The organism is Sphingomonas sp., from assembly GCF_050725575.1.
Lineage (GTDB): Bacteria > Pseudomonadota > Alphaproteobacteria > Sphingomonadales > Sphingomonadaceae > Sphingomonas.
In genome coordinates, this window is sequence record NZ_JBOHHW010000046.1 from 1 (window position 1) to 14,371 (window position 14,371).

General features: G+C 64.0%; 12 protein-coding genes. 6 read left to right on the forward strand and 6 right to left on the reverse strand.

The window, feature by feature from the left end; translation table 11 throughout:
- Positions 1-550 precede the first annotated feature (550 nt).
- The 5 genes from ACRECS_RS22085 to ACRECS_RS22105 all read right to left on the reverse strand — a co-directional run bounded on the left by ACRECS_RS22085 (position 551) and on the right by ACRECS_RS22105 (position 7,246).
- Complete coding sequence (locus tag ACRECS_RS22085; RefSeq protein ID WP_431585119.1) at positions 551-1,747, reverse strand: dipeptidase; 1,197 nt, start codon at positions 1,745-1,747, stop codon at positions 551-553.
- A gap of 21 nt (positions 1,748-1,768) precedes the next feature.
- Positions 1,769-2,578: a phosphate/phosphite/phosphonate ABC transporter substrate-binding protein gene (locus ACRECS_RS22090; RefSeq protein WP_431585120.1), complete on the reverse strand. Its 810-nt coding sequence runs from the start codon at positions 2,576-2,578 to the stop codon at positions 1,769-1,771.
- Positions 2,575-3,477, reverse strand: a complete 903-nt coding sequence (locus ACRECS_RS22095; RefSeq protein ID WP_431585121.1) for a fatty acid desaturase — start codon at positions 3,475-3,477, stop codon at positions 2,575-2,577. Before ACRECS_RS22095 ends, ACRECS_RS22090 begins: the two co-directional genes overlap by 4 nt.
- Before the next feature lie 516 nt (positions 3,478-3,993).
- On the reverse strand, positions 3,994-6,480 hold the full coding sequence (locus ACRECS_RS22100; protein ID WP_431585122.1) for a TonB-dependent receptor plug domain-containing protein: 2,487 nt from the start codon (positions 6,478-6,480) through the stop codon (positions 3,994-3,996).
- Between the two features lie 118 nt (positions 6,481-6,598).
- Positions 6,599-7,246, reverse strand: coding sequence for a peroxiredoxin (locus tag ACRECS_RS22105; protein WP_431585123.1), 648 nt, complete (start codon positions 7,244-7,246; stop codon positions 6,599-6,601).
- A 207-nt stretch (positions 7,247-7,453) separates the two neighbouring features.
- Here ACRECS_RS22105 and ACRECS_RS22110 point away from each other — a divergent pair, with 207 nt between their 5' ends.
- The 3 genes from ACRECS_RS22110 (at position 7,454) to ACRECS_RS22120 (ending at position 9,236) form a co-directional block, all read left to right on the forward strand.
- Positions 7,454-7,903, forward strand: coding sequence for an ester cyclase (locus tag ACRECS_RS22110; protein WP_431585124.1), 450 nt, complete (start codon positions 7,454-7,456; stop codon positions 7,901-7,903).
- A 122-nt stretch (positions 7,904-8,025) separates the two neighbouring features.
- Positions 8,026-8,649 carry a YbhB/YbcL family Raf kinase inhibitor-like protein gene (locus ACRECS_RS22115; protein ID WP_431585153.1) on the forward strand — a complete coding sequence of 208 codons (624 nt, stop codon included), beginning with the start codon at positions 8,026-8,028 and terminating at the stop codon, positions 8,647-8,649.
- A 5-nt stretch (positions 8,650-8,654) separates the two neighbouring features.
- A complete protein-coding gene (locus ACRECS_RS22120; RefSeq protein ID WP_431585125.1) occupies positions 8,655-9,236 on the forward strand; it encodes an alpha-ketoglutarate-dependent dioxygenase AlkB in 582 nt (193 codons plus the stop codon).
- Positions 9,237-9,272: 36 nt separating this feature from the next.
- Here the strand turns inward: ACRECS_RS22120 and ACRECS_RS22125 are convergent, their stop codons facing one another.
- Positions 9,273-9,923 (reverse strand): helix-turn-helix domain-containing protein, encoded by a 651-nt coding sequence (locus tag ACRECS_RS22125; protein WP_431585126.1) that lies wholly within the window; start codon positions 9,921-9,923, stop codon positions 9,273-9,275.
- A 148-nt stretch (positions 9,924-10,071) separates the two neighbouring features.
- Between ACRECS_RS22125 and ACRECS_RS22130 the strand changes: the two genes are divergently transcribed.
- The 3 genes from ACRECS_RS22130 to ACRECS_RS22140 are packed head-to-tail and all read left to right on the forward strand — an operon-like array spanning position 10,072 to position 14,371.
- Positions 10,072-12,072: a serine hydrolase domain-containing protein gene (locus ACRECS_RS22130; RefSeq protein ID WP_431585127.1), complete on the forward strand. Its 2,001-nt coding sequence runs from the start codon at positions 10,072-10,074 to the stop codon at positions 12,070-12,072.
- Positions 12,072-13,082 carry a dipeptide epimerase gene (locus tag ACRECS_RS22135; RefSeq protein WP_431585128.1) on the forward strand — a complete coding sequence of 337 codons (1,011 nt, stop codon included), beginning with the start codon at positions 12,072-12,074 and terminating at the stop codon, positions 13,080-13,082. Before ACRECS_RS22130 ends, ACRECS_RS22135 begins: the two co-directional genes overlap by 1 nt.
- The gene (locus tag ACRECS_RS22140) at positions 13,079-14,371 is read left to right on the forward strand and encodes a peptide MFS transporter (RefSeq protein ID WP_431585129.1); all 1,293 of its coding nucleotides are present in this window, start codon (positions 13,079-13,081) and stop codon (positions 14,369-14,371) included. Before ACRECS_RS22135 ends, ACRECS_RS22140 begins: the two co-directional genes overlap by 4 nt.

A 14,371-nucleotide genomic window follows, 5' to 3' on the forward strand; every position in this document is an offset into this window, starting at 1 on the left:
TCGCCATTGGTCAGGACATTGTAGAGCTTGCTCATGATCGTGTTGGCAAGGACGCTGGGTTCGAGCAGGGCCATGGTAGTTCTCCTAAGACAAGATTATCTGATCTGTATTGGGCATAGGGTATCACCTTCCGAAACGACGTTCGTCGTTACGAAATGACAATAAGACTCGTCACCAGAAACGAATTTCTGATGATGAATCTAAATGAAGGACCCAATGGTTTTTGACGAATTAACCCACGACTCGCAATGTCTTGGGTATCTCGACTCGTTGATGCTGGTTTGCATCTTCAATGATTCGACGATTGTACGAAATCGTCAGGAACCGGTTATTTTGCGGTGAAACGTTTTTGAGGTGAGATCGAAAGAGGGTTTTAGGCTGGATGCGGCGGATTGGTCAGGCCCTGTGGGCGATGGGAGGGCCTAGCCGACATCCAATGTGACCGGTGCTATCCCCCTGGGATAAAGGAAGCTTGTGTCCCCGCGAAGGCGGGAACCCAGTCTGGGCTAGTGTCGGAGCGCAGTCAGGTAGGTATGCTCAGCGCCGGCGATCAGCCCCGCTTGCGTCGATAGGCCGGATCGCGGGCATCGATTGCGGCTTGCCAGACTCTGAGGACATTGCCGCTCCACAGCTTGTCGATCTGCGCGGGTGTATAGCCACGGCGCTTCAGTGCTGCCGTGACATTGGCGGTCTCGCCGACATCGGACCAGCCGGTGACGCCGCCGCCATGATTAAAGTCCGACGACAGCGCGACATGGTCGATGCCGATCCGCTTCACGGCATAGTCGACCGTATCGATCAGATTGTCTATGCCGGCCTTGGGCTCCTTGCCGACAATGTCGTGATAACGATGGTCATACTCCACCTGCTTGTCGGCGGAGAGCGTCACGCCGCTGGTCGGCGACAGGCCATATTCGGCCTGCAATGCCGCGACGGCTTTCAGGGTTTCCGGGCTACGCGCGCGCAGATAGGCGCTGAACGCATTGATCGCGATGACACCGCCCTTGGCTTTCAGCGCGTCGAGCTGCGCATCGCTCAGGTTGCGCGGATTGTCGATCAGGGCGCGGACGTCGGAATGGCTGGCAATGACCGGCGCACGGCTCAGCGTGAGCACCTGATCGAACGCTGCGTCCGACAATTGCGAGACGTCGATCAGCACGCCGAGATCATTGAGGCGTTTGACCGCCTGGCGCCCGAGCGGCGACAGCCCGCCATGCTCCGCGACACGGTCGCCGAACTGCAGCGCCGGGCGGGACGAATCCGCGAATTGATTATGCCCGGCATGGACAAAGCCGAAGATGCTCACGCCGCGCGCCTGCCAGCGGTCGATCGCATCGAGATCGTCGCCCAGTGGCCAGGCGTTGAGCAGGCTTTCGACCACGGCGAACTTGCCGCTCGCGACGATCCGCCGCACCTCGGCGGGCGACCGGGCAAAGGCCGCGCGCGTCGGGTTGCGGTCGGCGATGGCATGGATCGCTGCGTCACGCGCGACCGCATCGCGCTGCGCGCCGGCAAGCGATGCGGGATCGCGCGTGCCCTGCGGCACGAACAGCGCGATGGCGGCGGTGGTCAGCCCGCCAGCCTTTGCGCGGTCGAGGTCGAATTGCGACCAAGGATCGGCAAGGCCGGTCCAGCCGGCTTCTGTGGCCGATTTGGGCAGGTCGAGATGCGGGTCGAAGGTGATCGTCTGCGCGGCAAGCGGCGTCGTTGTGAGCAATGCGCTCAGGACCAGGGTGATGGATCGCATGGGCAGGTCCTTTCGGGTGGATCAGCGTAAATCGGGGTAGCCGGCAGCGGCGGCATTGCGCTCGAGCGTGCGCAGCGGCGCGTATCGCTCAGGGCTGCCGGGCACGATGTCGCGCAGGAAAAGGGTTGTGCGGGTTTCGGCCAGCCCGGGATCGGCGACAATATCGGCCAGCGCCATGCGCAATGCCGCGACCGTTTCGATGCTGGTGTTGCGTGAGGTCACGAACGGCGGCGTCGCTGAATCCGTGGTCGTGCCGAGGATGCGCAGCGTCGTCGCCAGCTCGGGTTCGGCGCGCAGCACGGCGGCATAGGTGACCGCATCGATCGCGGCGATGTCGGCCTCACCCATCACGATAGCGCTGATGCTCTGGCGATGCGCACCGGTCTCGCGCACCTCGCTGAAAAATGGCTCGCCGCCCGCCAGATCGGCGATCAGCGCACGGAACAAATTGGTGCCGGTATTGGAATGCCGGTCATTGATCGCGGCGACCCGGCCGCGATAATCGGCGATCGTGCTCGCCTCTTCCTGCCGGGTGATGAGGAAGCTGCGATGCTGGCCCTCGCTGCACCCGGGCGCGTCGTAGACCGGCACGCCCAGCACCCGCAGCGACAGCGATGGGTCGCTCACCAGCGGATAGCCGCAGATCTGGCCGAACAGCAGATCCGGGGCGTGCCACAGATCCTGCACCGACCGGCGGCGCTCAAGCCGGTCGGGCACGCCGGCAACGCCGCGCGCACGCAGGATGCGGGCAAGCTCGGCCCAGAGCCGGTCGTTCGCTGCCTGTTGCGGCCCATGGTCGTACATGCCGAGCGAGGCGAGTCCGGCGGTCATTCAACTGGCCGTTCAAAGGCGGGATGCAGCGGCGAATCATGCGCGCGAAGCGCGAAGCGCCGGATGATCTCGCCATAGCCAGCATAGAGGACCGCGCCTTCGCGGATCAGCCGCGCGCGGTGATGGCGGTGATAGGCGGGCAGCTTGTGCCACGACAGGCCCGGCCGCTCATGATGCGCGGCATGGAGGTTGTTGTTGAGGAACAGCAGCCCGAGCAATCCGCCGCGCTCGACCGATGCCGCGCGACCCGGCGTGTCGATCCCGGCGCGATGCTCGGCAAAGGACCGGGGCATGGTGAGCGCCATGCCGGGATAGACGAAGGTCAGGATATAGCGGGCCAGGCTCAGCCCGACATGATCGAGCCAGACCAGCAGCAGGGCGACCGCGGCCAGATGAGGGAGCCAGTCGCGGATGACCTGCACCGGCTCGGAAAATGCACGACGGATTTCGCTATAGAGGAACCGGACGAATATGATCGGCGGACCCGCGAGCATATGCCCGGGTAGCGTCGACTGGATCCGTGCGGCGAGCCATGCGGCGCCGCCGCGGCGCGCGACATAGCGGGATTCGGGATCTTCATCGGGATTGGTGATCTCGGCGCTGCCGTGATGCGCAATATGGCTGCGGTAATAGAGCGAATAGGGCAGCCAGAGCGACAGCGGCACGAAACCGATCGCGCGATCGATTGCAGCGATATGGGTTGGGTGGCCGTGGATCGTCTCGTGCTGCAGCGATCCGTGCCACGCGATGAGCCAGGCGCCGATCAGAACCAGCAATGGCGTGGGGATCACGGCATGCCATGCGGTCGCGGCAAGCCAGCCGCCATAGATCAGGACGGCGACGATCAGGGTCGCCCGATCGATCGGGCTGCGCTGTGGTGACCGGTGCAACATGGCCATGGAGATTCGGCACTCCCGATTGAATGAAAATCAAATCTCTATCAATTTGATGGGATATTCAATGTGGAGTGAGTTTGATGCGGTGAAGATTTGCTTCGTGCGCGGATCGAGGACGGTATTCCGGATGAAAGCCGGGCGACACGGGCGATGCCGATTCAAACCGGGCGCGGCGCATGACAGGGTGGCGGCGGAAGGGATGCCAGCCGGTATGCCGCCCCGCTCTTTGACATGACTGGAGACTATTGCGCGGTTGGGGACCGCTGCTCCCGCAGGAACAGCGGTCGCTCACCCCTGTTAATGCGTGGCTCGACCCCTGTTATTGCGCGGTTCCACCCCTGTTATCGAAATAGCCGAACAAGGCGCAAGACACTGGTAACAGAGCGAAAATCGACGTTTTCGATCCAACTTAACAGGGGTGAGGTTTTTTATCCGAATTGAACAGCGGAAAATCGGGTCGGATGACGACCGCGACTCGCCATCCGGCAGCCGCCCGGCTTTCGGCCAGGCGGCCTCGGATTACCACGTGACGCCGACCCGGGCGTACAGATAGCGGCCATTGAACCCGAACGGCGAATAATAGGGAAAGCCGACCAGGCCCGTGCTGTTGAGCTGCGTGCCGCGCGACGACAGGACCTTCACATAATCGGGATAGGTATCGAACAGATTGTTCGCCCCCACCGCCAGGTTCACGTTCCGGATCACCTGATAGCGCGCCTCGAGATCGAAGATGGTGTGACGGCCGGTATGGATATCGTCCTCGGCAAATCCATTGCTGCTCGGCTGAGTGACGTCGCCATAATAGGACGCCCGCCCCGTCACGCCGAGATCGCCCAGCGACCAGTCGATCGTGCCGACCAGCTTGGTGCGCGGGGTGCCCTGTTCGAACGAGATGATCCGTTGCCGGCTGAAGATCGGCAGGACGACACTGGTCGGCGTGCCGTTGACGGTTGCCGTGATCGTGGCAGGGGCCGGCGCGCGGGTCACCTTGATGTCGTTGACATTGCCCGCCACGGTCAGGTCGAAAATGCCGATAGTGTCGGTCTTGGTGCGATAATGCGCGACCACGTCGATGCCCTTGGTGGTCGAGCGGATGCCGTTGAGGAAGAAACGCCCCGCCGTTACATTATTGGTCTCGGGGTTGGCCGCGAGCAATGCCGCGACCACCGGGCCGCCGAGATTTTCCGACAATGCGATCTGGTCGCGGATCTTGATGTGATAGGCGTCGACCGACAGGTCGAACCCGCCCGCCTTGAGCACGATGCCGGCCGACAGGTTGCGCGCCTTTTCCGCGCGCAACGGTTTGCCGCCCAGTGCGATGCCGACCGGGCTGACCGATGGGAACAGGCCGGTCTCGACGATCGCGCCGCTGGTCAGGACCGATGCGGTCGAGGTGAAATATTGCTGCTGCAATGACGGCGCGCGGAAGCCGGTGGAGGCAGTGCCGCGCACCGCGATCCACGGCGCGAACTCGTAACGGGCGGACAATTTGCCGGTCGCGGTCTCGCCGAAGTCGGAATAGCTTTCGCCGCGCACTGCTACGCCCAGGGTCAGTTTGTCATTGGGTTTTGCCTCGATATCGAGATAGCCGGATACATTGTCGCGGTGCACATTGACCCGGTTCGACGGCAGGAATCCGGGAAAGCCCTGCGCGCCCGAGCCGAGTGCCGGATCGGCGTTCGGGGCACGGTTCCAGGATGTCGGTTCACCGGCGCCGATCTTGAAGCCTTCGCGGCGATACTCCGCGCCCCAGGCGATGTTGATCGTACCCTCGCCCAGCGGCTGTTCGCGCGACACGTCGATGCCGCCGACGATCTGGTCATAGGTCAGCTTGCCGGCGTAGAAATTCCGCTGCGAGTTCGTACCATAGGTGGCGTTGCCGGAATTGAGCGTGTTGATGGTCAGCTGGTTGCGCCCGTAGGAAAGGTTGAGGTCGACCTTCCAGCCGGACAATTCGCCGCGCAGACCGCTCGCGACGGTCCAATCCTCGGACTTGACGTTGATCAGCGGCGTGAATCCGTCGGGATAGAGGCTGGCCAGGGCGTCGGCGCTGGCATTGACGGGGTTGCCGCCGACGACGCGCGGTGTGGCCGCGCTGGTGCTGTCGCGGTGCTGATAGCCGCCGAACCCGTACAGTTCCCAGCCATTGTCGCCGACCGGCGCGCCGGCATTGGCGTAGAAGCTGTACTGCTCCACGTCCGGGTCACCGAAGCGCGAACGCACGCGGATCGGCGTCTTGCGCGGATCGAAATCGCCGCGGCTGGTCGGGTTGCGGTTGAGATACTCGCCGGACAGCGTGAGGAAGCCGTCCTGGCCAAGTGCAATCCCCTGCCAGCCCGATGCGGTGACGGTCTCGCCGTCATGCTCGTTACGCGACCCCCGCGCCGTGTCGACGTCAGTGATATACTGGCCATAGGTGACGGTCGCGCCGCCGCCGCTGCGTGCCTCGCGCAGGCGCAGATTGACCACGCCGGCAATCGCGTCCGACCCATATTGCGCCGCCGCGCCATCGCGCAGCACTTCGATCCGGTCGAGGGCCACTGACGGAATGGTGTTGAGATCGACCGCCGCCGAACCGCGCCCGACCGAGCCATTGGTATTGAGCAAAGCCGAGGTGTGAGCGCGAACGCCATTGATCAGGACCAGCGTCTGGTCCGGCGACAGGCCGCGCAACGTGGCGGGGCGGATCGAATCCGTGCCGTCCACTGCGGAAGAGCGCGGGAAATCGATCGACGGCACGACCGCCGCGAGCGACGCGCCAAGCTCGGTGGTGCCCTGGCGCTGCAGCGTGGCGGCGCTCAGCACATCGACCGGGGATGTGCTGTCGAGCCGCGAGCGGCCGGCGGTGCGGGTGCCGGTGACGACGATGTCGCCCTGATCTTCGGGTGCCTCGGGCGCGACGGCGTCCTGTGTGTCCGCAGGCGCGGCCTGGGCGCTGGCGGCGCCGGCATAGGTGAGTGCCAGCGTCGATGCGGCAATGGCGAATAGCGGCCGGAGAGTCGTCACGATGATAGTCCCTTTGTTCGATTTTGAGTTTTGCTTGATGAAACGGTACGCGCGCCGGCGCTCCAGAGCCGGCGCTGGTGCTTGTGTCGGGAGAGCTGTGGTCAGCCGGCGTCCGGTCTCACGGCTGGTCGGTGGTCGCCGGTTGCGCGACGGTGCGCAGATAGGATCGGTGCGTGGTCCAGCCGTCGGGGAACAGGGCGCTAGCCTCGCCGTCGGAGACTGAGGGGAGGATGATGACATCGTCGCCTTGTTGCCAATCGGCCGGCGTCGCGACCTTGTGCCGGTCGGTCAGCTGCAGGCTGTCGATCGTGCGCAGGATTTCGTTGAAGTTGCGCCCGGTCGACGCCGGATAGGTCAGGGTCAGGCGCACGCGTTTGGCGCCGTCGATGACGAACACGCTGCGTACCGTCGCTGTGTCCGACGCATTGGGATGGATCAGGCCAAGCAGGGTTGAGATGCGGTGATCGCTGTCGGCGATCAGCGGGAAATTGACCTCGGTCCCTTGCGTGGCGGCGATATCGATCGCCCATTCATGATGGCGATCGACCGGATCGACCGACAGGCCGACGACCTTGACTCCGCGGCGGTCAAACTCCGGCTTCAACCGTGCGACGGCGCCGAGTTCAGTGGTGCATACCGGCGTGAAATCGCGCGGATGCGAAAACAGCACCACCCAGTCGCTACCCGCCCAGGCATAGAAGGACAGCGGCCCAATGGTGGAGTCCTGCGTGAAGTCGGGAACGATATCGAACAGATTGAGTGACATGGATCACCTCGGCGTTGGGAGAGTAATAATCTCCACTGTTTTCATAGGAATTGATGCGAAGAAAATTTATCAGCCGCACAAGCCCGATGTGCCGGGACTCCCGGTCATGATTTGACCGCAAGCGCCGGGGTTTGGGTCTCGGCCGCCCGGCCTAATCGGAGCGTGCAGATCCGTCCCGTCGATCTGGCAAACCAAGGACCCCATGACATGTCGAAGGAAGAAGATAACAAGGCCATTGTCGGCCGCTGGTTCACCTCATTCTGGGGAGAAAGCTGCGACCTGGGCATCGTCGATGAACTCGCCGCGCCGGACATGCTGTTGCAATATTCACTGCATGAACCCCGCCGCGGCCATGATGATATCAAGGCGTTCATGACTGACTTCCGCGCGGCCTTTCCCGATCTCGCATTCGGAGGCGCAGCGGATCTGATTGCGGAGGGCGATCATGTCGTCGGCCGCTGGATCGGCGGCGGCACACATACCGGCCCGGCCTTTAGCGACTTCCTGGCCGGATCGCTTCCGGCCGGGTCCGGCCGCACGATGCGCTTCTCCGGCACCACCGTCCTGCGGATCGAGAATGGCAGGATCGCCGAGGAAATCGGCCTGGACGACGGCGTCACCGCCTTGCAGCAGCTCGGCCTTTTGCGCGCCGCCTGAACCGCGCCCGCAAGCCGCTGTAACCGGCAGCGGCTTGCGGGCAATTGCCGAAGAGCAGATCATCGCCGCAACTCCCGTGGTGTTCGGGGGTTGTCGAAATGCCAGGCAATGAAGGTGGAATGATGCTCGAACATGTACCCGGATGGCTGGGAAGCCTGTTGCACAATGTCCGCGCCGGTCACGCCAAGCTGATCTGCGTCTCGCCCGAAATCGGCAACCCCGGGGTGGAGATCGACCTGTCGAGCCCTGCCTTTGCCAGTGGTGGCCGCCTCCCTGAGCGCTTCACGGCTGACGGGGCGGGCATATCGCCGCCGCTGGTCTGGGGCGCGGCACCGCCGGGGACCGTCTGTTTCGCGTTGATCGTCGAGGATCCCGACGCGCCGGCGCTGAGTCCGGCGGTTCATGCGATCGTCTGGGGCATCGGCGCGGACGAACGCGGTCTGGCCGAGGGCGAGATCGCGGCCGATGGGGCAGGCGACCAAGCTGGCCGCGATGTCGGGCGCAACAGTGCGCTGGTCGAAGGCTGGCTGCCGCCCGATCCGCCGACCGGGCATGGCCCGCATGATTATATCTTTCAGCTATTCGCTTTGTCCGCAGCGCCGGTACTGGATGCGAACCCCGGCCGGTCGGCGATCCTGTCGGCGATGAAGGACCGGGTGTTGGGCACGGGCCTGCTGACCGGCACCTATTCGCGCGGCGAGAAAGCCGTGGCGGGCCGGGGGTCGTGCTCGGCCGTCCCTATATAGCGGACATGCAAACCGATCTTTTCGGCGTGCCGTCACGGGCCATACTGCCGCCCGGCCTGACCTATGCCGATGACGTTCTGACTGCTGCGGAGGAAGCGGCGCTGATTGCGCAGCTGGAGGGGGTGGCAGTCACGCCGTTCCGCTTCCAGGGCTGGCTCGGCAAGCGGCAGACCGCTTCGTTCGGCTGGCGCTATGATTTCGAGGATGCGAGCTTTGCACCGACCGAACCGATCCCGGCCTTCCTTACGCCGCTACGGGAACGGGCAGCACGCTTTGCCGGCCTCGCGGCGGGCGATCTCGTCCAGGCACTTGTCACGTGCTACGATCCGGGGGCGGGGATCGGCTGGCACCGTGACCGGCCAGTGTTCGAGCATGTCGTCGGCGTCTCGCTCGAGGCGCCCGCGACGCTGCGGCTGCGCCGGCGCGCCGGCACGAAGTTCGCACGGGCGGCACTGCCGCTCGCCCCGCGCTCGATCTATCATCTCCGCGGCGCCGCGCGGCATGAGTGGGAGCACAGCATCGTCGCGATGGATCGACGCCGCTGGTCGGTGACCTTCCGGAGCCTGTCGCCTGCTGTGCGCGGATGATCCTGGCGCGATTCAGTGCGGTGACCGAGTTTGGGCTTAGCCGACCGCGCCTGCGGGGGAGGATATCTCGCCTTCGTGCAGCGTCAGCAGCGATTCCATCAGGCCTTCATCGGCGCTCGAACAGACCCCCAGCACCAGCGCTTCATCATACCCCTCCGCGGTCAGATAGGCATGGCCCATATTGGAATCGATATAGATGGATTCGCCCTTCAGGAGCGTGACCGGATCGTAGAACTCGGTGCGGACCTCGATCCCGCCCTCCAGCACATAGATATATTCCTCGCCCGAATGATGGACGAGCTCGCCGAATTCCTCGACGCTCCTGGCGCGGATCGTGGTGATGACCGGAATCATGCGCTTGCGGCGCAATTCGGTGCAGACATAGTAATAATCGTAATTCGGCGTCTCGACCCGCACGGCGCGCGACAGGTCGCCGATACTGCGGCGCGCGGTGACCAGCTGCTCCGCCGCACTGGTTGATTCCGCAAACAGTTCCGACATGCGCAGGCCGAGCCGCTGGCTGAGCTGAAGCAATTTGTCATAGCTAAGGGTCAGCCGGTCATGCTCGATCTTCGACAGCGTCGACACAGGGATTCCGCTTCGTGCGCTCATCTCTTTTAGCGTCCAGCCTTCGCGGTTGCGCAAGCCCCGGAGCAGCGCGCCGAGCGTTGGATTGGTCGATGTCATATGCTGTCAAATCTCTCCCGGGGCCATTGACAATTCTCTGATTAGGATCATCATGTCTTAATCAGAACATTTGTGTCAGGTTAATGGTTCCACCGCAGCGAGGCAATCCCGACTGCGGACAAGGCCGATAAAGAGGGGATCTTCGAAAATGCGATCGATCAAATTGCTCGCTGCCGCCGCATTGGCGCTGATCGGCGGCGTCACCGCCGCGCAGCAATCCGCAACGCTGGCGCCGACGCTCGCGCCGGCCCCAGCCGCCAAGCCACTTGCCACTGCGACGCAGCCCCAGCCGCTGATCGAGGGGCAGGTGCCGCTGACCAAGCAGGATCTGGATAGCTGGCTCGACGGCTATATGCCCTACGCACTGAAGACCGGCGATATTGCCGGCGCAGTGGTCGTGGTGGTCAAGGACGGCCAGATCGTGACCAAACGCGGCTTCGGCTATGCCGATGTCGCCAAGCGCACGCCGGTCGATCCCGACCTGACCCTGTTCCGCCCCGGCTCGGTATCGAAGCTGTTCACCTGGACCGCCGTCATGCAGCTGGTCGAGGCGGGCAAGATCGATCTCGATGCCGATGTGAACAAATATATCGACTTCAAGATACCGCTGAAGGACGGCAAGCCCGTCACGATGCGTGAGATCATGCAGCATACCAGCGGGTTCGAAGAGCATGGCAAGGAGATCATGTTCTTCGATCCGAAAAACCTGACCTCACTCGGCGATTATCTGAAGCACGGGCTGCCCAACCGCATCTACACGCCGGGCACCACCCCCTCTTATTCCAACTATGCGACCGCGCTTGCCGGATACATCGTCGCGCGCGTCAGCGGCCAGTCGTTCGACGATTATATCGACCAGCATATCTTCAAGCCGCTCGGCATGGCGCACTCATCCTTCCGCCAGCCTTTGCCGGCGCAACTCGTGCCATTGATGGCGACGGGATATCCGCAGGCTTCGGCCGATCCGGTCAAATATGAGATCGTCGGGCCGGCCCCCGCCGGCAGCCTGGCGTCGCCGGGCACCGACATGGCGCGCTTCATGGTCGCGCATCTCAACCAGGGCGCCGGGCTGATGAAGCCGGAGACCGCGCGGATCATGCACGAGTCGGCACTGAGCGTCGTGCCGCCGCTCAATCGCATGGAGCTCGGCTTCTTCGAGACCAACATCAACGGGCGCCAGGTCATCGCCCATCTCGGCGACACCACGGTCTTCCACACCTCGCTGCACCTGTTCATGAAAGAGAATGTCGGTTTCTACGTCTCGTTCAACAGCGCGGGAAAGAATGGCGCGGTCGGCGGGCTGCGCGGTGCGATGTTCCAGGATTTCGCTGACCGCTACCTCCCCTCGATTGCCCCGGCCGATGGCACGGTCGATGCGAAGACGTCAGCCGAACACGCGAAACTGATGGTCGGCAACTGGCTCAACAGCCGGCGCCAGGAAACCAGTTTCATGGCGATCACCAACCTGATCGGCCAGGCCACGATCAGCGTCGACGGCAAGGGCAATCTGGCCGTGCCGATGGTGCATGGTCTGAACGGCGTACCGTCGAAATGGGTCGAGATCGCACCGTTCGTGTGGCGCCAGGTCGGCGGGCATGAGCGGCTCGCGGCCAAGGTCGTCGATGGCAAGGTGGTGCGCTGGAGCTTTGACGGCATATCGCCCTTCATGGTCTTCGATCGTGCGCCGGCGTCGCAATCCGCCACCTGGATCCTGCCCTTGCTCTATGCCAGCCTCGGCGTCCTTGCTCTGACCTTGCTGCAATGGCCGATCGCTGCGCTGATCCGCCGCCGCTACAAGGCGCCGCTCGCACTTGAAGGGGGTGCGCGCCAGGCCTATCGCGGTGTCCGTATCGGTGCCGGGCTGGTTCTTGCCGCGCTGGTCGCCTGGGCGATTGGCTTCACCAAGCTGATGGGGGACATCTCCAACCTCACCTCCGGGTCCGACGGCATGTTGTGGCTGCTCCAGATTGTCGGTGCGATCGCCTTTGTCGGTGGCGTGCTGCTGGCGGGCTGGAACCTGTGGCTCACCTGGCAAGGCAAGCGCGGCTGGTTCAGCAAGCTCTGGTCAGTGCTGTTGCTGATCGCGACGCTGACCGTGTTCTATGTCGCCTGGACCTTCGGCCTGATCGCGATGACGGTGAACTTCTGATGGCTAGGCTGCGACTTTCGGTTGTCAATGAAACGCTTCGCCTTGCCGCTCCTTTCCGCATCTCGGGCTATGTGTTCGACACGGCGGATGTGATCGTCGTCACCCTGAATGACGGCGATCACCAAGGGCGGGGTGAAGCGTCGGGGGTCTATTATCTCGGCGACGACGTGCCGGCGATGCGCGCCGCGATCGAAGGCGTGCGAGAGGCGATCGAAGAGGGGGGGTCGCGCGACGAGTTGCGCGGCATCCTCCCCGCCGGCGGCGCGCGCAACGCGCTCGATGCGGCGCTGTGGGAACTGGAATCGAAACAAACGGGCAAGCCGGTCTGGGCACTGGCCGGGCTCGACGCACCGCGGCCATTGGTTACTACCTTCACCCTCGGCGCCGATGATCCGGCAACGATGGCCGCGGGCGCCAAGGCGTTCGATCATGCCCGCTCGATCAAGATCAAGCTGACCGGCGAGCTTGATCTCGACATTGCGCGGGTCACGGCGATCCGCGCGGCGCGGCCTGACGTCTGGCTCGGCGTCGACGGCAACCAGGGTTTCAAGGTCGGCGATCTCGACGCGCTGGTCACGGCGATGGTTGCCGCCAATGTGTCGCTGATCGAACAGCCGCTGGCGCGCGGCCGTGAAGCCGATCTCGACGGCTATCGCTCGCCGATCCCGATCGCGGCCGATGAAAGCGCGCTGACGCTCGCCGATGTCGCGGGGCTGGCCGGCCGCTTCGACGTGTTCAACATCAAGCTCGACAAGTGTGGCGGCCTGACCGAGGGGCTGCTGATCGCCGCCGCCGCGCGTGAGGCGGGGCTCGGCGTGATGGTCGGCAACATGGTCTGCTCCAGCCTGGGCATGGCGCCCGGCTTCGTGCTTGGCCAGGTCTGCGACCTCAATGATCTCGACGGGCCGATCTTCCTCAAACAGGATTGCGCGCCGGGTATCGTCTATCGTGACGGCACCGCATGGTGTCCTGAAGCGGTCTGGGGAACCGAAGCGGTCGTTATCGCGTGACCGATATAAGGGTGGGGGCAGGTGCTGAGCCGACCTGGTTCGGCCAACCGCGCGGGCTGACCGTGCTGTTCCTGACCAATATGTGGGAGCAATTCTCCTATTACGGCATGCGCGCGCTGCTGGTCTATTACATGACCAAGCAGCTGCTGCTGGGGCAGGGGCATTCCTCGCTCGTCTATGGCGCCTATACGGCATGCGCCTATTTCACGCCGATCATCGGCGGGGTGATCGCCGACCGCCTGCTGGGCAAGCGCCGCGCCGTGGTGATCGGCGCCAGCATCATGGCGGCGGGCCATTTCATGATGGCGTTCGAGCCGCTTTTCTATCTTGCGCTGGCGACGATCGCGCTGGGCAATGGCCTGATCCTGCCGAGTCTACCGAGCCAGATCAACGATTTGTACAAGGCGGGCGATCCGCGCCGCAGCTGGGCCTATAATGTCTACTATGTCGGCGTGAACATCGGCGGATTCCTCGCGCCGCTGATCTGCGGCACGCTCGGCGAAGTCTATGGCTGGCATTATGGTTTCGGTGCCGCGGGGATCGGCATGCTGCTCGGCCTGATCATCTATGTGAAGGGGCAGCGCTATCTGCCGCCCGAGGCGCCGCGCGGGCCGACCATCGATCTGCCTGCGACCCGCTGGGCCGATCACAGGCGCACTTTCCTCGTGCTGCTCGCGATCGCCTTGTCGGTAACGGTGTTCCGCGGCGCTTATGAACAGGTCGGCAATACCGTTTCGCTCTGGGCCGACACCGGGGTCGATCGATCGCTGGGCAATGTCTCGATCCCGATGACCTGGTTCCAGTCGCTCAACCCGCTGATGGTGATGCTGATGACGCCGCCTTTGCTCGCATACTGGCGCCGTCGCGCCGATGCCGGGCGCGACACCGCGCCGGCGCGGCGCATGGCCCTCGGCGCGATGATCGTCGCGAGCGCGTATCTGCTGCTGGCGCTGGTCGAATGGAGCGGCGGCGGGGCACGTGCCGACTGGCTGTGGTTCGTGCTGTTCTTCGCGATCTTCACGCTGGGCGAATTGTTCGTGCTGCCGACCGGGCTTGGCCTGTTCGCCCGGCTCGCTCCGCCACGGCTTGGCGCGACCACTGTCGCCGCCTGGTATCTCGCAATCTTCAGCGGCAGCCTGTCGGCTGGTCTGGTCGGCATGTTGTGGAGCCGGACCGGGCACGCGGCCTTCTTCGTGCTGCTCGCGGCGATCGCCGTTGCCGCGGCCATCCTGCTGCGGTCGCTCGATCGTGCGGTGCGCAGCGTCGATCCGACATGGATTGGCAAATAA